This window comes from Paenibacillus sp. FSL R7-277 (assembly GCF_000517965.1).
Taxonomy (GTDB): domain Bacteria; phylum Bacillota; class Bacilli; order Paenibacillales; family Paenibacillaceae; genus Paenibacillus_AQ; species Paenibacillus_AQ silagei.
The window spans coordinates 138270-159744 of record NZ_ASPX01000054.1 but is presented as its reverse complement, the minus strand read 5'-3'; the positions used below and the strand labels follow the sequence as shown (position 1 = coordinate 159744).

The window sequence follows — 21475 nt, the reverse complement described above, 5'->3', positions numbered from 1 at the left end:
CCCTCCAGCATCCCGCCATAAATCAATAAAAAGACCTTGAGAGACTGACTCCTCAAGATCTTGGATGAGAGCGTCTGTCACCGCACCGCAACTTGATGTTACCTGCCGGGCAATGAGAACGTTCGTTTGTGTCTCCATAAGAATATACTATACTCACCCTGCGGGCTGCAATAGCGGAGAGTTACCCCTTCAGATAATCACTCGGGCTGCGCCCGGTAATCATCTTGAACACCTGACTGAAATAGGCGGGGTTGTTGAAGCCGACCATTTCACTGATCTCATACACCATATGCTGGCCGGATTGCAGGAATTCGATGGCCCGGTCCACCCGGTACTGATTCAGGTAGCTGACGAAATTCTCACCGCTGATCCGTTTGAACAGCTGGCTTAGATATTTCGGATGCACATGCAGCTCCTGCGCGAGGCCCATGAAGCTGATCTCCTGGGTGTAGTGGGCTTCCACATAGCTTTTGACGCTCTCTACCAGACGGTTCTTCTTGACATTCATCTCGGTGAACGCTGCGTTCAGGAATGCCGGAATAATCTGCCCCATCCACTCCGTCAAGCTTCTCCAGGTATAGTATCCCGTCACCGCCTGCAGGAATTCGGACATGCTCATAGGGGGAGTGCGGCCCGGGCAGCAGGCATTCCAGTAATACATCAGCGTAGTGAACAGCCCGACACACACCGTCTGTATATCCTGAATATTATTCTGATCCTCCTGCCGGAGCCTGCCGAAGATGATCTCCCAGGTCTCCCATACTTTTGAGGAATCCCTGCACAGCAGCACCTCATTCCACTCCTGGAGCAGCCGGGAATAGTCCTCCAGCGTCCACGGGTTGGTGCTTTTGCACGGCTCATAGGCGTAGATGGGACTGGTCTCCTGAAACTCCGCGGAAGCAAGCGCCTCTCTGCTCTCAAGATAAGAATCGATCAGTTCATGGATGGCAGATTTGACCGAACCAATACCGGCATAGGTCTGAAGCTGAATGTAATTTCGGATCTTATCCATCGTCTCCTGCACTACTTCCTTCAGAACCGGGATTGGTTCTCCCGCCTCACGGTCCAGCAGCAGCACCACCAGCAGATCGTCGGAATAGTCCAGCACATGACCTTGCACAGAGGGATGTCCGGCAAGCTTGTGCTGGAGTGTCTCCCGGCAGATATTGCCCGCTCCGAAGCGCAGCAGCTGCCATTCGCGCTCCTTCAGCTTATGCAGCGGCGAAGGCCGGTTCAGCTGGATGCTGGCCGCCGCCAGCCGCTGCGGACGGGTAATCTGCAGATATCCGAGCCGCTCCTCAGAGCACTCCTCCGCGCTGTAGCGGGTGGTCAGCAGCTCCATAAGCAGGCGTTCCCGCAGAAAAGGAAGCGTGCGGCCGATTTCCTGCTGATAGCGCTCCTCCAGCCGCTTCTTCTGCTCTCCGGCATCCAGATCCAGCAGCACAGCGCGGAGCACCGCTTCGATCTCGTCTACCCTGGCCGGCTTCAGCAGGAAATGGCTGACGCCCCAGCGCATCGCCTGCCGGGCATTCTCGAATTCCTCGTAGCCGCTCAGGATAATAACCGGCAGCTCCGGTGCCAGCTCCCTCAGCGCCTCTGTAAGCTCCAGTCCGCCCATGCCCGGCATATAGACATCGGTCATCACCAGATCGGGGGAGAATCTGCGGAACAGCTCCAGCGCTTCATGGCCGTTGACCGCTGTTCCAGCCAGAGTGAGGCCCAGCTTCTCCCAGCCTACATGTCTCGTAAGGGCTTTCAGAATATGCGGGTCGTCATCCACCAGCAGTATAGAGCGGCTCATAGCTGATCGCGCAGCAGCCGCTCCAGCTGCTCCTCCGTCTCAATGACTGGCAGCGTAATCATAGCCGCAACCCCTCTCTCCGGCCGGTTGGCCAAGTATAGTCCGTACGGTTCCCCGCAGTACAACTGAATCCGGCTCATCACATTCCGGGTGCCGATGCCGCTCACCTGCTCCATCGACCAGCCTTCCACCAAGCCCCGGCCGTTATCCAGCAGCGTGATTTGCAGGTAAGGCTGGCTTCCCGGCTCCTTAACCTCCCTGACCTCCAGATGAATCTGCAAAGGGCCGGAGCCAGGCTCCCGGCTGCCATGAATAATTGAATTCTCGATCAGCGGCTGGAGAATGACCTTCGGAATGAAATAACTCCGGACCGCCGGGTCCGCAATCGACTCCGTATACTCAATGGCAATCGGCAGCCGTTCCTGCTGAATGCTGACATAACACCGCGCATGCTCCAGCTCATCGCGCAGACGAATGAGCATTCTGCCGCCGCTGAGGCCAATGCGCAGCATTTTGCCAAGCTGGGTAATCATGTAGCTGATATCCTGGGCGTCGTAATCCATCGCCTTCCAGTGAATCATATCCAGGGTGTTGTACAGGAAATGCGGCTTGATCTGAGCCTCCAGCAGCCCTGCCTGAGCCTCCCGCTTCGCGGCGCTTGCTTCCCGCTCGCTCTGCACCAGCTCCTGCAGCCGGTTCACCATGTGGTTGAAGCCGTAAGACATCTGCGTGTATTCCTCCGTCAGCGACTCACTCATACTAGCCCGAAAATCTCCGCGCTCCAGCTTCCGCATCTCCTGAATCAGCCTGCGTACCGGACGGATCATATTGCGGATGAAGAAGTACGCCAGCAGCGCCGACAGGAGCAGGCAAAGCAGTCCGATCCCGATCACCTGCCTGTCCGCCTTCCGAACCTCCTGCAGCAGCTCACGCGTCGGGATGACCTGGACTAACCGCCAGGAGATGGTGCTCGGTCTGGAGAACAGGACGAGATAGGACTGTCCGTCCTTGTTCAGCAGCTCATAGCCTTCATTGCCCTCATACGTATGCTGGTAGAGCCAATCCGCATCCAGTACAGTTTTGCCGGCAGAGCCTTCCTCCTTGTTCACCAGCAGCAGAAGATTACCGCTTGTATCCACCAGATGAATCTGGCCGTCCAGCACAGCCGGAATATCCTTGAACTGCTTCAGGATATCGTCTGCGGACAGCCGGATATAGAGGTAGCCGATCGTTTTGCCTTCATTTCCGAACAGATGCTGGATATGGCCGATCAGATAAGGCTCGTCTTCGCCGCCGCTGCCCTCCAGAGGAACCCAGAGCGAATCCGCCTGCTTCAGCTGGGGATACCAGCTCTCGTTCCTAATCGAAGAGACCGGAAAAACAAGGTCCGTGGAGCTTTGCGGCACCCCGCTGAACAAATCACTGTAAATCTCAATCGAGCTTACCCCTTCGTTCAGCACCAGCGAATGCTGGAGAATCTCCGTAATCTCCCGCCTCCTGGAGATCATCTGATACTTGGAGCCAGGCGTAGTCTCCAGCCCCTCAATAACGTTCTTGTTCGCGGCAATAGAGTAGGCGGTGCCTGATACATTGGTCATGAAGTCGAAGCCGCGCTTCGTGCTCTCATTCAGCAGGGCAAGCCTGGTGGTGCTGATCTCGCTGAAGGTTACGTCCGAGAAGGTCCGGTACGCCAGCAGGACTATGAACCCGAGAAAGATCAGATTGAACGTAATAATACTGGCCGCCATCAGCGTGGAGAGCTTGCTCCGCCTGATCCGCAGCAGCCAGGTGCCGAGCATTCTTTTTTGCATTTGCCCCATCCCTATGCTTTTCCCAAGATTCTATCCTTTCAGGCCGGATGTCGCAATTCCTTCCACGAAATACTTTTGCAGCGTGATAAAGAGTATGAAGCACGGCACCAGCGACAGCACCGACATGGCGAACATCGGGCCCCAATCCGACTGCGAGCTGGAGTCCAGGAACAGCCGCAGCCCGAGCGGTACGGTGTATTTCCCGATATCGCTAAGGAAGATGAGCTGGCTGAAGAAATCATCCCAGGTCCACATAAAGGTGAAAATCATCGTCGTGATCAGCGCAGGCAGCGCCAGCGGAATAATAATCCGGCTGAAGATTTGCACCGGGCCGCAGCCGTCAATCGTTGCCGCTTCGTCCAACTCCTTCGGCAAGCCGCGGATGAACTGTACCGTCAGGAAGATAAAGAAGCCGTCCGTCGCCATCCACTTGGGCAGAATAAGCGGCGCGAAGGTGTTCACCCAGCCCAGGCTGTTGAAAAGGATATAACGCGGGATAAGGGTCACATGCAGCGGGAGCATAATCGTCATCAGCATCAGCGCGAAGCCCAGTGCCTTGAACCGGAAATTCAGCCGCGCGAACGCATAAGCCGCCATGGAGCAGGTGATCACATTACCGAGCACGGCCCCCAGAGAGACCAGAGCCGAGTTCTGCAGGAACTGGGCGAAGGAGCTGCCCTGGAACCCGAACCAGCCGCTGACATAATTATGGAAATTCCACTGCCGGGGCCAGAACCAGATTTCCGAGAAAATCATATTCGCCGGCTTGAACGAGCTGCCTACTAGCCACAGCACCGGGTACAGCATGACAAAGGCGATCAGACAGATGATGAAGTGCTTGAACCATATGGCACTTTTCGATGCGCTGCCTGTATTCATAGCTTATTTCCCCCCATCTTCATAATGCACCCACAGCTTGCTGCTGCCGAATAGCAGGAGTGTGAATATCCCGATCAGCAGCACCAGCACCCAGGCCATCGCCGAGGCGTAGCCCATCTGGAAGAAGGAAAAGCCCTTCTTGTACAGGTACAGGGAATACATCAGGGTGGAATTCACCGGTCCCCCGCTGCCGTTACTGATAATGAACGCTTGGGTGAACGACTGGAAGGCGGTGATCGTCTGCATGATGACATTGAAAAAGATAACTGGAGACAGCACCGGCAGCGTAATATGCAGGAATTGCCCTACCTTGCCTGCACCGTCCACCGAAGAGGCGTCATAATATTCCGGCGGCACCTGCTTCAGCCCGGACAGGAAGATGATCATCGACGAGCCGAATTGCCATACCGACAGCAGGATCAGCGAATACAGCGAGTATTTGGGATTCGATACCCAGTCAGGCGCCTGTATCCCCACCATGGCCAACAGCTGATTCAGCAGCCCGTCGCCGCCGAGCATCTTGCGCCACAGCATCGCAATAGCGACACTGCCTCCAAGCAGCGTAGGGATGTAGTAGACCGTCCGATAGATGCCGAGGCCCCGTATTCCTTTGTTAAGAAGCAGGGCGACCGCCAGGGCAAACATCAGCTTCAGCGGCACCGATACGAATACGAAGATAAACGTCACCTTAAGCGATTGGATAAATAACGGATCTGCAGTGAGCATCGTTGTGAAATTATCCAGTCCGATCCATCTGGAGCTCTCCAGAATACTGTAATCTGTAAAAGAAAAATAGAGTGAGGCCGCCATCGGCCCCAGGGTCAGGCACACCAGCCCCAGCAGCCAGGGCGACAGGAACAGGAGGGCAATCCCGTTCTGATTGTAGCGCAGCTTTGTTTTACGCCGCTTCATGCCTGCTGGTCTATCTACTGTCATCAGATCTGCACTCAATGGCTCTCTCGCTCCTCTGTATTTATTTGGCCTTGTCCAGTATGGCGTTAGCACCGGAGATGAACTGCTCGCTTACCTGCGGAATGCCGGCCTGGCCGAAGGAGATCTGCTCGCTGGCGCTCTTGAAGTTCTTATCAATCTCCGAGAAGCCCTGCGGGTAAGGCGGGTCAATATCACTGGAATGCTTTGAGACCACATCGATAAAATCAAAGATTAACTGCTCCTCGGCAGTAAGCGACGGCTTCAGCTGCTCCCGCACTGCGGAATTGACCGGTACTCCCCGTTCAGCCCCCAGAATAGCGGTGCCTTCCGGGTCATTGACCATGAAGTCAATCAGCTTCGCTACCTCCTTGGGATACTTGGTCTTGGCATTCCCGGAGATGAACTGGCCGGGCTTCAGATATTCGCCGATCTTCTGCTCCCCTTCCATATGCGGAATCACCTGCATCTTCAGCTTCTGGCTCTGATCCTTCAGCACATTCTGATAGGTAATCAGCTGGTTGGACCAGGCAAAATCAAGGGCAGACTGGCCAACGGACAGCGGCCGGGTCTCCAGAGCATTCGTCATCGCGGCAGTTACCTCTGCCGTTGTAGCGCCGCCGCTGTCCCGCAGCCCCTGCCAGTAATTGAACCATTCATCGATGACCTCCCGGGAGACACCCAGCTTATTCCCTTCGAACAGGCCGCTCCCGTTCTGGCGCACGAATACCTCGAAGATGTTCGTAGTGCCCGAAATATCCGGCGTCCCATAGTAGCCGTCGCCCTTCTTCTTAGCAATTGCATTCGCCATCTCCGCAAAATCCTTCCACGTCCATGACTCCTGCGGCTCCGCAATTCCCAACTCCTGAAACACGGAAGCATTATAGACAACGCCGGGAGCGTTCACTCCAAGCGTAACGGCGTACAATTTGCCGTCAATGCTTCCTGCCGAGAGCATGCTGCTGTCATGGTCCTCCGTCCGCAGCGTTCCATCCTGGGTATAAGGCGTCAGGTCAAGCAAGGTGCCGCGCTTGGCGTAATCGGACAGGAACGCATAGTCCATCTGAATGATATCCGGAGCATTCGAGCCTGCTACCTGAGTAGACAGCTTATCGAAATAGCCGTCCCAGCCGGAATATTCCGGCTTAATCGTGATGCCCGGATTCTTCTCCTCGAAGCGCTTGATCATCTTGGTGGTCAGATCGTGGCGTGTCTGCGAGCCCCACCAGGTCATACGCAGCTCGATTGCAGGTGCCGAACCCTCTGTCTTGGAAGAAGCCTTGGCTCCGTCCGGTGCATTCGATCCGCCGGATGAGCATGCAGCCGTAGTCATCAGCAGTATTGAGCTTAGAAGAAGTACAAGTCCTTTGGTCCCCTTGATTGTCATCTGTTGCCTCCTCAAATTTGTGAAGTAAGCGGTTACATTAATGATTATACGGAACGCCCTGCATAGGGTAAATCCAGAAAAGTAAGGGGTTATATCAAATAAGTAAGACAAAAGCCAGCCGGAATCTTCCGGCTGGCCTGTTAGCCCTGGTTAGTTCTTTTAAGTATAAATCTGTTCCGTAAGCAGTCTACTCTAGCTCCAGTCCCTTCGTTTCCTTTCCCAGGAACAGCACCGCCAGAGCGCCGATTACAATCGTGACGAAGAAGATCATGAAGATGGAGCCGATCCCAACCGCCTTGCCAACCAACAGGCCGACCAGCGTTGGGGCAATAATGCCTCCAATCCGTCCAAAGGAGGTGGCGAGTCCGGCACCTGTAGAACGGATCTTAGTCGGATACAACTCAGGTGTGTAGGCGTACATCCCGCCCCACGCTCCCAGGTTGAAGAACGACAGGCAAATCCCGGCAGCCATCAGCATCCCCTCGGTCGTTGAATTGCCGAACCAGGCAGCGCTAACGGCTGTCAACAGCAGGTAGATGACCAGTACGAACTTGCGGCCGTATTTCTCGATGAAATAAGCGGCGGTGAAGTACCCCGGCAACTGGGCGAGTGTCATGATCAGCACATACTCGAAGCTTTTGACCAGACTGAAGCCCTTCAGCACCATCACCGTCGGCAGCCACAGAAACATTCCATAATAAGAGAACACCACGGTGAACCACAGAATCCACAGCATGATGGTCGAACGCCGGTGCTCTGCTGACCAGACTGCCGCTATACGCTTCTTCAAAGGCACTGGAGGTGCTTTCTTGATCTCCGCGAACTTCGGGGAGTCATCGATCGCCCTGCGCAGATAGAGCGCATATAGCGCCGGTACCGCACCAATGGCGAAGGCGATCCGCCAGCCGTAATCCGGAATGACGAAGTAAGCAATCAGCGCCGACAGAATCCAGCCCACCGCCCAGAAGCTCTCCAGCAGCACAACAGCACGGCCTCTTTCCTTAACCGGCATGCTCTCGGATACCAGCGTAGAAGCCACCGGCAGCTCTCCGCCCAGCCCGAAGCCGGCAATGAAGCGCAGCACACATAATACGGCATAACCTGCGGCGAAGGCCGACAGTCCGCTTGCAATCGAGAAGATCAGCAGCGTCCAGAGCAGCACCGATTTGCGGCCGAAGCGGTCCGCCATAATTCCGGCTGCGGCTGCACCGACCGCCATCCCTACCGAGTTAATACTGGTTAAATAGCCGATCTTTTCCGGCCCCAGCGACCATTCCTTGGCTAGTGCAGCCACGACGAACGAGATCATCCCTACATCCATCGCGTCGAACATCCAGCTTAGACCTGCACTGAAGAGCAGCTTCCGCTGCTTCGGATTCTGCAGCAGCGACATTTGATTCCACATGACTTAAGGCCCCTCTCCCCTGATTCCCGCTAATCCAATAGTTCCTGACTAGTATCACTTACACATTCTAGAAGCGGATGATTCAAAAATCAAGGAATAACACGGCATTGAAATATTGCCGGGCCATCGCCTGAAAATAACAGGTCTGCACCGAAATCGCAGCGATCAGCAGCATATTCTGCACCGCATCCCGCTGCCCTCTGCTCAGGTGGCTGAGCCGCTTCATCATTTTGTCCATGGCCGACTTGATTCCGCTGTCCGATTTCCACAGGTATTCCTTGGGATTTCCGGTCAGAGCCTGCCCCTCAGCCGGCACCGGGGAACGGGTCTTGATCTCCTCGAACAGCTCAGCATACCCGTGATACAGCTGTGCCGGCTCTACCAGATCATCGTCATCGCGCTCAGGCGCCAGGAACAGCATACGAAAGAGCTGCCTGATGCTCTCGAAATCAAGCGCCGCCTTCAGATCATCTATTATAAATAGAATGGCCGCCTGATTAATGGAGTACTTCTTCCCTTCACGCGGGGACCCGAGATATTCCTTGAAATCGCGCTTCACCCAATTCTGCATAGCAGAGACGGATAAAGTGGAATACTCAATCAGACCGCCAAGCGAAGCAATTTCACCCAGGGACAGCCCTTTGACGCCGCCGCCTTTGATCAGCTTTTGCAGAATCGGGGGGATATCCGTAGACAGAAAAGCGGGCAGGCTTGTCCCCTCCCGCACCTCGTCGCGGTGGAACTTGGTCCAGGCTTCCTGCAGAATATGGAGCGGCTTCCGCTCCGAGTTGGGCCCTAGAGACAGTAATAGTCCGGACATCTCTATCCGGCTAAGTGTAAAAGCTTCCATAGCTGGCAACCCTCCACCATTTGATATTTCACTGAAAAGTTCGTACAATAGGTTCATATGAACTCATAATATGAGTATAACCTATTTTAGGGACGAAAGGGATGGTAAAGATTATATGGGTATAGGACTTAGTTTGACGCTCGTGGCAATTTTGATTATTTTAACCGCATTTTTTGTAGCGACGGAGTTTGCAGTAGTGAGATTACGGGGCAGCCAGGTCAGCCAAATGGTGCTGGACGGCAAGAAGAACGCACTGGCAGTACAGCGGGTAGCCGCTAACCTGGACGGATATCTGTCCGCCTGTCAGCTCGGTATAACGATTACTGCACTCGGGATCGGGGCATTGGCAGAGCCTGCCTTTGAGCAGCTGCTCATTCCACTGTTTGATCTGGCTGGTGTGAGTCACAACGTTAGTAAGCCCATTGCTTTTGCTTTGGCCTTCATTATCGCCACCTTCCTCCACGTCGTGGTCGGAGAGCTTGCACCGAAGACCGCCGCTATTAATATTCCGGAGAAAATTGGTCAGATTACCGCACCGCTGATTATTTGGTTCTACAGAATATTGTACCCTTTGATTTGGTTCATGAACGGTTCCGCCAACCTGCTCGTCCGTATGTTCGGCATGAAGCCTGCCAGTGAACACGGCGACGCGCACAGTGAAGACGAGATTCGCCTGATCTTGTCCGAGAGCTATGAGAGCGGCAAAATCAACAAAGCGGAATATGGTTATGTTAACCGGATTTTCACCTTTGATGAGATGCTCGCCAAGGAAATTATGGTTCCCCGGACAGATATGGTATGCCTGTTCACCGATCATTCGCTGCAGGAGAATTTTGAAATTATCCGCAAGGAGCAGTATACCCGCTTCCCTGTAGCTGACGGCAGCAAAGACAATATCATTGGCATGATTAATACCAAGCAGCTCTACCTGCAATACGACAATAATCCTGATTTCGATTTCAAAAGCCTGATCCTGCCTCTGGTGACAGTATCGGAGGTTACGCCAGTAAAGACCCTCCTGACCCGTATGCAGAAGGAGCGCGTGCATATCGCCCTGCTGCTGGATGAATACGGCGGCACCTCCGGTCTGATTACGATTGAGGATATTCTGGAGGAGATCGTTGGTGAGATCCGCGATGAGTTCGACGAGGATGAGCGCAGAAATGTGGAGAAGCTGAGCGACACTCATTATCTGTTCGACGGCAATGTCTCCCTGCTGGAGGTCAAGGATCTTACCGGACTTGATTTCCATGATGAAGAAGTCACCACAATCGGCGGATGGCTGTACAGCCATATGGAAGAGCCGGCTGTCGGCAAAAGCCTCACCTACGAGCATGTCACCCTGACGGTCCGCGAGATGAACCGCCACCGTATCCGCAAGGTGGAGATCCTGATCGATCTTCCGGTCACCGAAGAATCAGATGCACACCACGAGTAAGTCTTATAGATATGCTGTAAAGGAAAAGGCGCTTCCCGTGAGTTATCGGGGAGCGCCTTTGCTCTTATTTAGGAAATCATAGTTTCTTTCTTTTGTGGATAAGGGAGGCACAGAGATCGGGGGCGCCACGTAGGCCAAATGTAATCGAAAAACCGATTACATTTGGACCGGGGGCGCCACGTAGGCCGAATGTAATCGAAAAACCGATTACATTTGGATCGGGGGCGCCGCGTAAGCCGAATGTAATCGAAAAACCGATTACATTTGGATCGGGGGCGCCACGTAGGCCGAATGTAATCGAAAAACCGATTACAATTGGACCGGGGGCGCCACGTAAGCCAAATGTAATCGAAAAACCAAACACAATTGGACTGGGAGCGCCGCGTGGACCAAATGTAATCGAAAAACCAAATACAATGTGCTAACGCAAAGGTGCTTGGAACGGGTACATCTCATAGTAAGCAAATGAGGGGTACTCCTGCCCCTGAATTCACCGGATGCCTCTTGAAGTTGGCGGATGGGGAAGGACGGTCTGACCAGATGAGTTGTGTGGACCGCATAACTTCTTACATCATTCACCCGCAATTCACCCACAGGGTGATTTTGTTCGTGTAGGCTATCTATCCATATAGTTAATGCAATTAATTATAGATCTTACCCATATAATATTCGTCCACCCATTGTCCATCCACCAGCAGCGACTTTCTCTTCAAGCCCTCAATCTCAAAGCCCTGCTTCTTATACAGCGCAACCGCCTGTTCATTATGCTGCATCACGGTAAGCTCCAGTCGCATGATGCCGCTGCGTTTGACCCACAATTCCATCTCACGGAATAATCCGCTGCCGATTCCCATGCCCTGATAAGCCTTAAGAATGCCTATAACAATATAGGCACTGTGTTTGTTGCGGCTGAAGGTTCCGCCTTCGACAGAGAGATATCCTGCAAGCTCACCGTCTGCTTCGGCACCGATCAAGAGTGAGGTTTCCGCCTTAGTGTAGTCTGCAATTCTCTCCTCCACCTGAGGAATACCCGTCCGTCTCTCCCCTGGAGCAAACATCATGTAGGAGGTCTCCTGATCCAGCCTGTGTTGCAGGCACAAGAGCGCAGCGGCATCTTTCGGGATGAGCTCCCTTAGGGTTACGTTCATTTCCGTTCAGTTCCTCCTGTAGGTTGAAGCGATATGTATTTTTTGAAAAGCTTGCTTCCCTCTCCGTCGTACCCCAGACGCTCATAGAACCGGTGAGCATCCTTACGGATGCTCTTGCTTGACAGCATCACCTTAAGTGCACCTCTGGCTGCGGCAGCCTCTTCTGCGAACCGCAGCATGGAGGCTCCTATTCCCTTGCCTCGCAGCTCCTCGATGATGACAAAACGCTCTATCACTGCGAACGGACGGTCACCGCTAAGCGCATCCATACACAGATGCAGATGAACCGTGCCGGCAACTTCCCCGCCCTCTACATAGACAAACAGCAGACTGTCCGGATTATCGGCAATTTGACTTATTCTTTGGGGGGACACATGAATATCGCTGGAATCCGGCAGCAGAATCCGGTATAAGCCCTCTATGCCGGCAGCGTCCTCCGCCCGTGCTTCTCTTATCATCTATAATCCTCCTCTTGTACAATAATTAATGAGATTAACCTTTATAATTAATCTCATTAATTAACTGATATAACGGCAGATCATTAACACGTTTCCGTCCGGGTCCTTGAAGTTAAACCAATGGTCATTCTCTATATCGGTAAGGATCTCAGCTCCGCTGGCTTTGACATAATCATAAGCGGCATCAATGTCGTCGGTAAGCAGATGGAAGGACGGCACCTTCAGCACGGCTTCGGCTGTGAATATTTTGCTGTCCAGTACAATCCCCGGCCCCTGCATCGGCACCTCATACAGATGCCCGAATAATACTTCGCCTTCAAGCGGCAGTCCGAGCAGACTGCAATACCAGTTCTTGGACCTTTCGATATCACTAACCGGGATGAAGACAGCACCAATCTGATTGCGTATCGGACTTGTCACAGCAGTATAGCCTCCTCATAGAGTGCAAGTTGTTGAATCCTACAGCCTTTAATGATTTCGATAAAATATGTCAATTTCCTGCCTGTTTAGGGATGAGAATATAAGTTATGCTATAATCTTGTCAGATCCTATCCCTATTGTCAGGAGAATGAACTTGGCTAACCTTTTCTTTGGGCATTTGAAGCTAACGCCGCCCAAAATACTGTCCCTCGGCTTCGTGATCCTGATCGCTGCCGGAACCCTGCTGTTATCGCTGCCCGCTGCTTCCACCGGCGGAAGAATCTCATTCATTGATGCGCTGTTCATGGCAACCTCGGCGACCTGCGTAACCGGTCTTGCCGTTGTCGATACGGGAACACAGCTCTCGACGTTCGGACAGATCGTACTGCTGGTGCTGTTCCAGTTCGGCGGTCTCGGCTTCGTAACGATGGCTACGCTGATTACGCTGGTCCTGAACAAACGAATCTCATTGAAGGAACGCCTCTTGCTGCAGGAATCCATGAACCAGAATTCCATGCAGGGGATCGTGAAGCTGATCCGCCGGGTTCTGATCTATTCTCTGGTGATTCAATTGACCGGTGCCATTCTGCTGGCTGCCCGATTTGTAGTAGATATGCCGATAGGCAAAGCAGCTTATTATGGACTATTCCATAGCATCTCCATCTTCAACAACGCGGGCTTCGATTTGTTCGGCGATATTCACGAGCCGTTCAGCGGCTTAACCCGGTATGTAGAAGATCCTGTTGTGAATATTACCTCCATGCTGCTGATCTTCCTTGGCGGAATTGGCTTCATCGTCTTATCCGATGTGATCGACTATCCCAAGCGCAAGCGGCTGATGCTGCACTCGAAGGTCGTGCTGGCGACTTCAGCCGTACTGATTCTGGTCGGAGCCATTGTCTTCTTCTGGCTGGAGCTGAACGCTACACTGAAGCCGCTGCATGCCGGAGGCAAGATTATGGCCTCCTTCCTGCAAGCTATTACGCCCCGCTCCGGCGGGGTGACCACCATTGAGATTCCGCTGCTGCGGGAATCTACCCAATTCCTGATGATTCTGCTGATGTTCATCGGGGCGGCTCCCGGCTCTACGGGCGGCGGAATCAAGATTACCACCTTTGCCATTCTGGCCAGTACCGCCTACGCCAAGCTGCGGGGCAAAGAGGATATCGTCATGTTCCGCCACCGGATCTCGAAGGAGAATGTCTACAGAGCCATAACCATGACATTACTATCACTAATGCTGGTGGTTATCTCCACCATGCTGCTGTCCGTAACGGAGAGCGCCGATTTCCTGAGTGTATTGTTCGAGGCGGTGTCCGCCTTCGGTACCTCAGGCATCACCATGGGACTTACCACAGAGCTGACCACGATCGGCAAGGTGCTGGTGATCATTCTTATGTTCGTCGGCCGGACCGGACCGCTTACCCTGGCCTATGCCCTCAAGCCTAAGAACAGCAAGGAGTTATACCGTTACCCGGAAGGCAATATCACCATCGGTTAAGGGCCGGCGACTATTAAGAACAAACGGGTGAATGAGATTACCTGCGCGCCAGCAAATGTATGCTGTTTTCCGCATACATTCGAGCCACACGCCTGCACGCCACTTATACGTAACAGAAGAAAATCATAATCTCCTCTACAATTAAAAATGCGACCCTGCTCGTCCAAGGCAATCAGACGGGACGGGGTCGCATTGTTATATCCGGAATAAGCTTAAGCTTCCTCTTCCGGGATCTCCTGGGTATCCAGTGCTGCATCCAACAGCTGATTGTACAGATCATCGTCATTCTCCAGCAGCGCATCCACTTCCAGGAACTGCTCCTCACTCCCCGGTTCACCGGCGAAGCTCAGACTGTAATCCCATTCGGTTCCACGAGAGCTGAAGAATGTAATCTCATAAGGGGAACGGTGATTCTCTAATGTAAATACCGTTCTCCCCACAAAACTTCTATCCTCTACGCGTTTCATTTCTGCTTTGGTGATTTCCAGGTTCATCCTCTTTCCTTCCTTTCATCTGATCATGCCCACAATATTCAGTATAACATTGATATGTCAGCATTTCTCTTTCCTTTTGCGCTGTAATTGACTTTTTTCATCCGGCGGTTAATAATTTAGTACAATGCTTATACAGAGCTAAAAATTATGGTAATGGAGGAAATGTCAATGACTGAAACAGAGCTTCAGGACAAGCTAAGTAAATACGCTGATTTAGCAGTACAAATCGGTGTGAATGTTCAGCCGGGACAAATCCTGGTTGTGAACGCTCCGATCACTGCGGCTGAGTTCGTCCGCCTGATTACGGCCAAGGCTTATGCCATTGGCGCCAGCCAGGTGAAGGTGAACTGGAGTGACGAGTTCATTACCCGCCAGCAGTTCGAGCATGCCGCACCCGAAGTATTCACCAAGGCCCCAACCTGGTTTGCCGGTGAAATGACTGAGCTTGCAGAGAACGGTGCCGCCTTCCTGTCGGTCATTGCCGAGAACCCGGATGCCCTCAAAGGCATTGATCCTGAGCGGATTGCGAGCTTCCAGAAGACACGGGGCGCAGCGCTTACGAAATACCGTGAATTGCAGATGTCCGACAAAGTCAGCTGGAGCATTGTAGCGATCCCGTCCCAGCCTTGGGCAGACAAGGTGTTCCCTGAGGTCCCTGCTGACCAGCGCGTAGACAAGCTGTGGGAGGCCATCTTCCATACCGTCCGTCTGGACCGTGAGGACCCTGTTGCCGCCTGGCAGGAGCATCTGGACACGCTGGAGTCGAAGGCCAATGTTCTTAACGCGAAGAAGTACGCGAGTCTGCACTACATAGCACCCGGAACTGACCTTAGCATTGAGCTGCCTGAAGGCCATTTATGGGCGCAAGGGGACAGCATCAATGCCAAAGGTCATTCTTTTGTCGCCAACATGCCAACGGAAGAAGTGTTCACAGCTCCGCTGAAAACAGGCGTGAACGGTACGGTCCGCAGCACGAAGCCGCTCAGCTACGGCGGAAATGTAATTGACGGCTTCTCGATCACTTTTGAACAGGGCCGGATTACCAGTGTGAGCGCTGAGCAGGGCCAGGAAGCCCTCGAATATCTGATCAGCCTGGATGAAGGCGCCAAGTATCTCGGGGAAGTTGCACTTGTGCCGCATCAGTCGCCGATCTCGGAATCAGGGATTCTCTACTTCAATACCTTGTTCGACGAGAATGCCTCCAACCATCTGGCTATTGGCACTGCCTATGCCTTCTGTCTGGAAGGCGGCAAAGAAATGAACCAGGATGAACTGACCGACCGCGGCCTCAATAACAGTGTGACTCACGTTGACTTCATGATCGGCTCGGCCGAGATGGATATCTACGGAATTACCGCTGACGGTACGCGCGAGCCGGTCTTCCAGAAGGGCAACTGGGCCTTCTAACCCCTTTATAAGCTATTGCATTTCATTAGATAATGAATGGAGCTGAAGCTATTGCTGGATTTCAACCAAAAGCTGGAGAATTACGCACTGCTCGCTGTAAAGATCGGCGTTAATATTCAACCCGGCCAGACCCTTGTCGTGAATGCGGATATCGTATCGGCTGAGCTGGTCCGCCTGATTGTACGCCAGGCCTATGAAGCAGGTGCGAAGCTCGTCAAGGTTAACTATTCCGATGAATTCGTCACCCGCACCCGATATGATCTCGCACCGTCCGAGAGCTTCCTGGAACCGCCGAAGTGGCAGGCCGATGAGCTGGAGGATCTGGCAAGGGGCGGAGCGGCATTCCTGACAATCATCTCCGCGAATCCGGACTTGCTGAACGGAGTAGATGCAAGCCGCATTGCGGACCATCAGAAGACCGCCGGTCAAGCTATGGCTCCTTACCGCGAGATGCTGATGGCTAACCAGGTCAGCTGGACCGGCCTCGCCTTCCCATCTGCTTCTTGGGCCGCGAAGGTGTTCCCGGACGCTGCACCTGAGCAGCAGATTGAATTGCTCTGGGACGCCATCTTCAAGGCCGTGCGCGCAGACCAGGAGAATCCGGTGCAGGCCTGGAGTGTCCATCTGGCCGGCTTGAAGCAGCGCTGTGAGCTGCTGAACGCGAAGAAATACCGCAAGCTGCACTACACGGCTCCGGGCACCGATCTGACGATCGAATTGCCTGAAGGACATATCTGGTGTCAGGCGGGTGCGGTGAACAGCCGCGGCATGTCCTTCCTGGCGAACATTCCGACCGAGGAAGTATTCACCGCTCCGCTGAAGACGGGTGCGAACGGCACGGTCCGCAGCACGAAGCCGCTCAGCTATGGGGGCAACATCATCGATCGCTTCAGTCTGACCCTGGAGAATGGTAAAGTTACAGACTTTACCGCTGAAGTGGGCCAGGAAGCCCTCGCTTCCCTGCTGGCCATGGATGAAGGTGCCGCCTACTTCGGCGAAGTGGCGCTTGTGCCTTTCCACTCCCCGATCTCGGAGAGCGGCATTCTCTACTACACTACCCTGTATGACGAGAATGCTTCCTGCCATCTGGCACTTGGCGCTTCCTACGCCTTCACCCTGCAGGACGGCATTAATATGAGCAAGGAACAGCTTGTAGACAAGGGCATGAACCAAAGTCTCACTCATGTAGACTTCATGATGGGCTCCCCGGAGATGAATATCGACGGAATTGCCGATGACGGCTCCACCGACCCGATCTTCCGTAATGGAGATTGGGCCTAAGCTTAATCTTTGTACTATGAATGAGACCCCGCTATCTCCTCTTGAGGAATATGGCGGGGTCTTTGTGTTGAACTGAGGTCAAAGCAACCCAAACAGCCCAAATGTGAACATTCAGTCAAAGAATTTTCACAATATTGTTGAAATTAGTTCACAAATATGTCACAATACAATTATAGATAGTGTTTACAGTTCCAAAAGAGGAATGTTTTAGTCCATGAATAATCTAAGGAGGGAATTCAGATGAAAGAAACTTTCACTCATGACAACACGGATTCTATGGAAACAGAACGTCTGGAAGTCCAGGCTCCCAAAGACTTAAGTATCGTTGCCTCCGACGCCATCAAGTACACCGCCTACATCATGCTGCTGTTCGGATTCCTGTACTTCCTGGTTGCCTACCTTGGCCCCATGCTGTAAGGCTGCTTCAATATACACAAGATACGCAGTACAATCACATATTCGTAAGCGCTTACGGCCAGTCTCCTGCGGGAATGAGATTAGCCGTTTTTATTTGTATCCCATGTCAAAACGCCAAAAACGGCAGCCCTCTTCATATGAAGGACTACCGTTCTTTGTCTACTTCCAGCCCAGCGCCTTGTTGATCCAGGCAACCGCCTCCGGTGCCCACGCCGCTTCCATACGTGAACGCAACCAGGCTATCGCCTCTTCTCTCGATCCCTCAAAGGGCAGAATGCCCGCTTCATGCATCCAGTGCCCCGAGGTTTCAAAAGAGGTGCTGTTCCAGCCATTCGGCTCTCCGTCCGCATTCACCCGTTGCTTCACGCCGGAGATTACGATATCCAGAGACCCTTGCAGCTCCGTTACTGCATTGTCAAAAGCCGTTTTCTTCTCCTTGGCCTTCATATCCGCCATAGAGCGCAGCTGGCGTGTCTCTATTCCCTCATTCGCCCGGATAATCTCCAGCAGAGTCAGTGCTTCTCTCGTGGCCAGGCCGCTCTGATACCGCTCTTCCAGAGACTTCCGAGGCCCGGACGCTGCCAAGTAAGCCGGAAGCCACTCGCGGGATACGAGCACGGCTTTTTTCTTGATGAATTTTCCGTAGCCGGCTAAGCCTTCTCCAGGAAATCTGACCCGCCAGCGCCAGGGGTCCAGCTCTGTATCCGTATGCCAATTCTCCGCCAGCGTCAGCCCGTTCACAGACGGATGCTCCGGGATCAGGGGTGCCAGCGGCACAATCCCCAGTCGGGCGACTACCTCAGCCATCTCTTCAAAGGTGGTTACATTCTCTTGCTTACCTGCTTCGCCCACGTCATTCAGCCTCCTAAATCAATCTGGCTTGTACACCAAATTAAGCTTATCACTATAAACGGGAAAATTCACTTCCTGCAGGTTAATCACATTTTTTAACTTCCCCCCGATAGTTAGCCATTCGAAAACTGGCCCCGCATCCACATGAGGCTTTGGCATTAGGGTTATTCATGGTGAAGCCGCCTATCATTCCGCTTTGTTCATAGTCAATTTCGAGACCATCGATATATGGAATACTCTTCGTGTGAACTAATAGACGAAATTTATCTTTATTGAACACCACATCCTCCTCTGTTTGCTGCTCATCCAAGACAAGGGTATAAGACAATCCGCTGCATCCCCCTTCTTCAACACCTACTCTAAGAAAAGAGTGCCTTGTATCAGCGGTTAATAAGATTTCGGCGATTTTCTCTGCTGCGATCTCACTGACATCAATGTTCATTTTCATTCCTCCTATACAAGCTTAATTTAGTTTTGGGTCCCCCAGTCCATTAGACAAGGTATGAACGTAGCGAGAGCTACTCCTTTTGGTGTAAGTTCATACATGGTTCGTGTAGGACGCTGGGGACTGGTTCTCTTGACCAGATTATGATGTTGAAGCTCCTTTAAACGCTGGGAAAGGATTCTTTGCGTAATGGAAGGAATACTCCGGGTCATTTCGCTAAACTTCTTCGGACCGTAAGAAAGAGTGAATAAGATATGGATCGTCCATTTGGACCCGATGATGTCATAGGCTATAAGAAGTTTCTCCCTATCCTCATTGGACAATGACCGGTACACCCTCTTTCTTAGGATCAGCATTCTTGATGGATTGCGGTGAGATCCGGGTGCTGGCAATGATACTTATGACGATCAACAAGAGATGGAAGCCCATGGCTACAATTAAGCCGGATTGCAATGACATTCCAGCAGCCTGACACACGACAAGGATAGAACCCCCAATCCCGATAACTACACCGGGTGTAAAAGAATCCGCAAATTGCAGATTTGCCGAGGTTTGGCCCGCGCCGCCTTCCCCTGTTTGGGAAAAGGCTACAACACCGCTAACCGGATGCGCCAATCCAATGCCGACCCCGGCGATGATCTGCCCCATAACTGCAACGGCAACAGAAACAACCGGTATCCAAAAGACGATGGCAATCCCGATGGCAAGCAGAAATACCCCCAGAATAATTCTCATATGACGTCCACGGCCCTGATCTGCCGCATCCCAACGTCCTTGCACATACGCAATGATACACCAGCTTAGTGCAGCACTCGCTACGATTAAACCCGCCTGAGAAGGTGTAATTCCCTTCACATCAATTAGAGCCAATACCAGGAAATTCTGTGTGCTGGCATAGGCAGCGAAGAACAACCCGCGTGTTGCGAGAATCGCCGGCATCCCTCTTCGCAGCGTAAGCGTTCCCTTCGGCAGCAATCGACGGAGCGGTAATATCATACCGACGAGGCCAATCAGGGCGAAGACAAATCCCATCATACTCGGAAGCATACTAAGACCAATCAGGAAAAGACCAGTCCCCGTCGTTAAGAGTAACGCCATCCAAGTAGATGAAGAGCCGCTAGCCCCTCCCGTCTGCTGCACTTTCAATTTCCTGAAAGCCGGTAAACTAAGCACTGCTGAAACGACCAGCACAGGTAAGATCCCCCAGAAAACAAACCGCCAGGACCACTGATCTGCTATAAGGCCTGCTACATATGGACCGAGCATGGACGGAAGAACATAGGCTGTACCAAAGGCTCCAAGTATTTTGGCACGTAATTCATCCGGGTATCTTAAGGAAATGGCCGTATACACACAAGTCATCATAGCTCCGGCACCCAAACCTTGCAGGGCTCGTGATCCAATCATGATATACATATCGCCTGCTGTTGCAGCAGCGACCAGTCCTGCGATAAACAACAGCAGCGCATAAGTGAAGGGTGCAGCAGGGCCTCTTTTATCTATGATCCGACCGACGACCAGCGTTCCGATAATCTGTGCAAGCAGATACGTACTGAATATCCACCCGAACAAGCTAAGACCGTTCAAGTCTCCGGCAATTGAAGGAGCGATGGTGGTTACGGACAGACCTTCGAATCCAACGGCCATCACTGACAGGATAATTCCTATGGATAGTGCAAAGTAACGCGGACTGAAAATACTTTGATGATTAGACGACATGAATGGTGACCTCCAAGAAAGTTTGGTATGTATACATCGTATCCGGATACTTAGTAAACATTTTTGTTTATAATGTCTAAGCTACAGTCCGGCTTTGACTTTGTCAACATATTTGTTTAAAATGTAGGGAGCGATGCAGATTCAGTTGCTTCAAACAGGAGGTGCACCATGAGCCGGAATCAAATCAAAAAGGATGTCTCCACCAGTACCCGCAGAGCGATCATTGATCTGTTAAAGGAGCGTGGGGGCATGGATGTTATGTCCCTCTCCTCTCAATTTTCGCTGTCTGGAATGGCTATTCGCCAACATTTGAATGCACTGAAGGAAGAAGGATTGGTTACGAATGTGGAAGAGGCACGTCCCATGGGCCGCCCCACCAAGCTGTGGATATTAACTCCCGCGGCTAATCGTTTTTTTCCAACCGGATATTCGGATTTATCCATCAGTCTCATTAATTCGATGAAAGAGGCTTTTGGCAATGAAGGGCTGGACAAGCTGCTGGATGTTCGAAATAAAAACATGCAGGCACAATATCTCGAGCATCTTGGTGCGGCGTCGGATGTTAGAGAGAAATTGGAGAAGCTGGCCGAGATTCGAACGAATGAAGGTTATATGGCCGAGGTTAAGGAGCAGGAGGATGGCAGTCTCTTATTCATCGAGAAACATTGCCCGATCTGTGAAGCGGCGGCTGTATGTACCGGGTTATGCAAGAATGAGTTGCATTTATTCAGAACGGTTCTAGGAGATGATGTTCATATTGAACGGGGGGAGTACATTTTACAGGGAGGCAGAAACTGTATCTACACCGTTAGGCAACATAAGTCGTGACAAC

General features: G+C 52.5%; 21 protein-coding genes. 6 read left to right on the top strand and 15 right to left on the bottom strand.

What is annotated here, in order from left to right:
* Positions 1–181: 181 nt before the first annotated feature.
* The 7 genes from C173_RS16950 to C173_RS16920 form a co-directional block, all read right to left on the bottom strand.
* On the bottom strand, positions 182–1801 hold the full coding sequence (locus tag C173_RS16950) for a response regulator (protein WP_036726623.1): 1620 nt from the start codon (positions 1799–1801) through the stop codon (positions 182–184).
* The gene (locus C173_RS16945; protein WP_036726622.1) at positions 1798–3612 is read right to left on the bottom strand and encodes a sensor histidine kinase; all 1815 of its coding nucleotides are present in this window, start codon (positions 3610–3612) and stop codon (positions 1798–1800) included. Before C173_RS16945 ends, C173_RS16950 begins: the two co-directional genes overlap by 4 nt.
* A gap of 30 nt (positions 3613–3642) precedes the next feature.
* Complete coding sequence (locus C173_RS16940; protein ID WP_051478112.1) at positions 3643–4491, bottom strand: carbohydrate ABC transporter permease; 849 nt, start codon at positions 4489–4491, stop codon at positions 3643–3645.
* A 3-nt stretch (positions 4492–4494) separates the two neighbouring features.
* Positions 4495–5403 (bottom strand): carbohydrate ABC transporter permease, encoded by a 909-nt coding sequence (locus C173_RS16935; RefSeq protein ID WP_036726648.1) that lies wholly within the window; start codon positions 5401–5403, stop codon positions 4495–4497.
* 61 nt (positions 5404–5464) lie between these two features.
* Entirely contained in the window at positions 5465–6808 is a 1344-nt protein-coding gene (locus C173_RS16930; protein ID WP_036726621.1) for an ABC transporter substrate-binding protein, read from the bottom strand.
* A 187-nt stretch (positions 6809–6995) separates the two neighbouring features.
* Positions 6996–8213: an MFS transporter gene (locus C173_RS16925; protein ID WP_036726620.1), complete on the bottom strand. Its 1218-nt coding sequence runs from the start codon at positions 8211–8213 to the stop codon at positions 6996–6998.
* Between the two features lie 82 nt (positions 8214–8295).
* A complete protein-coding gene (locus tag C173_RS16920; protein ID WP_036726613.1) occupies positions 8296–9063 on the bottom strand; it encodes a DUF1836 domain-containing protein in 768 nt (255 codons plus the stop codon).
* Positions 9064–9178: 115 nt separating this feature from the next.
* Here C173_RS16920 and C173_RS16915 point away from each other — a divergent pair, with 115 nt between their 5' ends.
* Positions 9179–10501, top strand: a complete 1323-nt coding sequence (locus tag C173_RS16915) for a hemolysin family protein (RefSeq protein WP_036726611.1) — start codon at positions 9179–9181, stop codon at positions 10499–10501.
* A 641-nt stretch (positions 10502–11142) separates the two neighbouring features.
* On the opposite strand, the gene C173_RS16910 is transcribed toward C173_RS16915, so the two are convergent.
* From C173_RS16910 to C173_RS16900, 3 genes are read right to left on the bottom strand one after another with little or no spacing between them, the layout of a single operon-like run.
* Positions 11143–11649 carry a GNAT family N-acetyltransferase gene (locus C173_RS16910; protein WP_036726610.1) on the bottom strand — a complete coding sequence of 169 codons (507 nt, stop codon included), beginning with the start codon at positions 11647–11649 and terminating at the stop codon, positions 11143–11145.
* Positions 11646–12107, bottom strand: a complete 462-nt coding sequence (locus tag C173_RS16905) for a GNAT family N-acetyltransferase (RefSeq protein ID WP_036726608.1) — start codon at positions 12105–12107, stop codon at positions 11646–11648. The genes C173_RS16910 and C173_RS16905 overlap by 4 nt, the downstream gene beginning before the upstream one ends.
* 60 nt (positions 12108–12167) lie before the next feature.
* Complete coding sequence (locus tag C173_RS16900; RefSeq protein WP_036726607.1) at positions 12168–12527, bottom strand: VOC family protein; 360 nt, start codon at positions 12525–12527, stop codon at positions 12168–12170.
* 148 nt (positions 12528–12675) lie between these two features.
* Here C173_RS16900 and C173_RS16895 point away from each other — a divergent pair, with 148 nt between their 5' ends.
* Complete coding sequence (locus C173_RS16895; RefSeq protein ID WP_036726605.1) at positions 12676–14028, top strand: TrkH family potassium uptake protein; 1353 nt, start codon at positions 12676–12678, stop codon at positions 14026–14028.
* Between the two features lie 212 nt (positions 14029–14240).
* Here C173_RS16895 and C173_RS16890 read toward each other — a convergent pair whose 3' ends face one another.
* Entirely contained in the window at positions 14241–14522 is a 282-nt protein-coding gene (locus C173_RS16890) for a hypothetical protein (RefSeq protein WP_036726604.1), read from the bottom strand.
* A 162-nt stretch (positions 14523–14684) separates the two neighbouring features.
* Here C173_RS16890 and C173_RS16885 point away from each other — a divergent pair, with 162 nt between their 5' ends.
* The 3 genes from C173_RS16885 (at position 14685) to C173_RS34255 (ending at position 17627) form a co-directional block, all read left to right on the top strand.
* Positions 14685–15929, top strand: coding sequence for an aminopeptidase (locus tag C173_RS16885; RefSeq protein ID WP_200869557.1), 1245 nt, complete (start codon positions 14685–14687; stop codon positions 15927–15929).
* 51 nt (positions 15930–15980) lie between these two features.
* Positions 15981–17210: an aminopeptidase gene (locus C173_RS16880; RefSeq protein ID WP_036726600.1), complete on the top strand. Its 1230-nt coding sequence runs from the start codon at positions 15981–15983 to the stop codon at positions 17208–17210.
* Between the two features lie 240 nt (positions 17211–17450).
* The gene (locus C173_RS34255) at positions 17451–17627 is read left to right on the top strand and encodes a hypothetical protein (protein ID WP_155991496.1); all 177 of its coding nucleotides are present in this window, start codon (positions 17451–17453) and stop codon (positions 17625–17627) included.
* Between the two features lie 159 nt (positions 17628–17786).
* Here the strand turns inward: C173_RS34255 and C173_RS16875 are convergent, their stop codons facing one another.
* The 4 genes from C173_RS16875 to C173_RS16860 all read right to left on the bottom strand — a co-directional run bounded on the left by C173_RS16875 (position 17787) and on the right by C173_RS16860 (position 20643).
* Positions 17787–18479 carry an AlkZ-related protein gene (locus C173_RS16875; RefSeq protein ID WP_235191919.1) on the bottom strand — a complete coding sequence of 231 codons (693 nt, stop codon included), beginning with the start codon at positions 18477–18479 and terminating at the stop codon, positions 17787–17789.
* An 82-nt stretch (positions 18480–18561) separates the two neighbouring features.
* Positions 18562–18921, bottom strand: coding sequence for a HesB/IscA family protein (locus tag C173_RS16870; RefSeq protein ID WP_200869556.1), 360 nt, complete (start codon positions 18919–18921; stop codon positions 18562–18564).
* A gap of 26 nt (positions 18922–18947) precedes the next feature.
* Positions 18948–19280 (bottom strand): winged helix-turn-helix transcriptional regulator, encoded by a 333-nt coding sequence (locus tag C173_RS35665; protein WP_081751207.1) that lies wholly within the window; start codon positions 19278–19280, stop codon positions 18948–18950.
* Entirely contained in the window at positions 19237–20643 is a 1407-nt protein-coding gene (locus C173_RS16860; RefSeq protein WP_036726595.1) for an MFS transporter, read from the bottom strand. The genes C173_RS35665 and C173_RS16860 overlap by 44 nt, the downstream gene beginning before the upstream one ends.
* 168 nt (positions 20644–20811) lie before the next feature.
* Between C173_RS16860 and C173_RS16855 the strand changes: the two genes are divergently transcribed.
* Positions 20812–21471, top strand: coding sequence for a helix-turn-helix transcriptional regulator (locus C173_RS16855; RefSeq protein WP_036726593.1), 660 nt, complete (start codon positions 20812–20814; stop codon positions 21469–21471).
* Positions 21472–21475: the final 4 nt, after the last annotated feature.

Excerpts from the sequence above, each read along its gene's own strand:
- C173_RS16855 (WP_036726593.1), top strand. The coding sequence starts at position 20,812 with ATGAGCCGGAATCAAATCAAAAAGGATGTCTCCACCAGTACCCGCAGA.
- C173_RS16935 (WP_036726648.1), bottom strand. The coding sequence starts at position 5,403 with ATGAAGCGGCGTAAAACAAAGCTGCGCTACAATCAGAACGGGATTGCC.
- C173_RS16925 (WP_036726620.1), bottom strand. The coding sequence starts at position 8,213 with ATGTGGAATCAAATGTCGCTGCTGCAGAATCCGAAGCAGCGGAAGCTG.
- C173_RS16950 (WP_036726623.1), bottom strand. The coding sequence starts at position 1,801 with ATGAGCCGCTCTATACTGCTGGTGGATGACGACCCGCATATTCTGAAA.
- C173_RS35665 (WP_081751207.1), bottom strand. The coding sequence starts at position 19,280 with ATGCTGATCCTAAGAAAGAGGGTGTACCGGTCATTGTCCAATGAGGAT.
- C173_RS16920 (WP_036726613.1), bottom strand. The coding sequence starts at position 9,063 with ATGGAAGCTTTTACACTTAGCCGGATAGAGATGTCCGGACTATTACTG.
- C173_RS16890 (WP_036726604.1), bottom strand. The coding sequence starts at position 14,522 with ATGAACCTGGAAATCACCAAAGCAGAAATGAAACGCGTAGAGGATAGA.
- C173_RS16885 (WP_200869557.1), top strand. The coding sequence starts at position 14,685 with ATGTCAATGACTGAAACAGAGCTTCAGGACAAGCTAAGTAAATACGCT.
- C173_RS16910 (WP_036726610.1), bottom strand. The coding sequence starts at position 11,649 with ATGAACGTAACCCTAAGGGAGCTCATCCCGAAAGATGCCGCTGCGCTC.
- C173_RS16930 (WP_036726621.1), bottom strand. The coding sequence starts at position 6,808 with ATGACAATCAAGGGGACCAAAGGACTTGTACTTCTTCTAAGCTCAATA.
- C173_RS16940 (WP_051478112.1), bottom strand. The coding sequence starts at position 4,491 with ATGAATACAGGCAGCGCATCGAAAAGTGCCATATGGTTCAAGCACTTC.
- C173_RS16905 (WP_036726608.1), bottom strand. The coding sequence starts at position 12,107 with ATGATAAGAGAAGCACGGGCGGAGGACGCTGCCGGCATAGAGGGCTTA.
- C173_RS16860 (WP_036726595.1), bottom strand. The coding sequence starts at position 20,643 with ATGTCGTCTAATCATCAAAGTATTTTCAGTCCGCGTTACTTTGCACTA.
- C173_RS16915 (WP_036726611.1), top strand. The coding sequence starts at position 9,179 with ATGGGTATAGGACTTAGTTTGACGCTCGTGGCAATTTTGATTATTTTA.
- C173_RS16895 (WP_036726605.1), top strand. The coding sequence starts at position 12,676 with ATGAACTTGGCTAACCTTTTCTTTGGGCATTTGAAGCTAACGCCGCCC.
- C173_RS16945 (WP_036726622.1), bottom strand. The coding sequence starts at position 3,612 with ATGCAAAAAAGAATGCTCGGCACCTGGCTGCTGCGGATCAGGCGGAGC.
- C173_RS34255 (WP_155991496.1), top strand. The coding sequence starts at position 17,451 with ATGAAAGAAACTTTCACTCATGACAACACGGATTCTATGGAAACAGAA.
- C173_RS16870 (WP_200869556.1), bottom strand. The coding sequence starts at position 18,921 with ATGAACATTGATGTCAGTGAGATCGCAGCAGAGAAAATCGCCGAAATC.